We start from the raw sequence: 502 nt of genomic DNA on the forward strand, positions 1-502 counted from the left end.
GGAAATAGCCGTTCTCGGCTCGGCCTGACCTGAATCTCAAAGCACCTTCGGCCCAATGTCAGAATTTGGAGTCTGACCCGTCCGACAATCGCCGTCAGTCGATGCCGACCATGACATCCGAGGCCTTGATCACGGCATAGGCCGGCTTGCCCTTCCAGCTTGAGGTCGGCAACCGCCTCGTTGGTGATCGAGGCGGTGACGACGGCACCGCCGGTGTCAATGCGGACATGCGAGGTGGTGGTTCCCTTGACGATCTCGACGATCGTGCCCTTGAGGATATTGCGGGCGCTGATCTTCATGACGGGCTCGTTCGCTGTGTCTGCCAAAATCCATCGTAGGCCGAGAAAACCCTGTCGCATAACGACAGGGGCCGCGAAAGGTCTTTCCTTGTTATATTCGTGCAGATATATCGGTCGGCAGGCATTGGGCTGATCGGATTTCAAACCCGGGGAGAATTTCATGACGCACAAAGGTTTTGGACTGGGAGCGATCGCCATTGGCG

General features: G+C 57.2%; 1 pseudogene. It reads right to left on the reverse strand.

Going from position 1 to position 502, the window contains the following annotated elements:
- Window positions 1–94 precede the first annotated feature (94 nt).
- A pseudogene (locus EN745_RS35660) lies at window positions 95–299 on the reverse strand (molybdopterin-binding protein).
- Window positions 300–502: the final 203 nt, after the last annotated feature.

It is taken from the genome of Mesorhizobium sp. M4A.F.Ca.ET.022.05.2.1 (genome assembly GCF_003998845.1).
Lineage (GTDB): Bacteria > Pseudomonadota > Alphaproteobacteria > Rhizobiales > Rhizobiaceae > Mesorhizobium.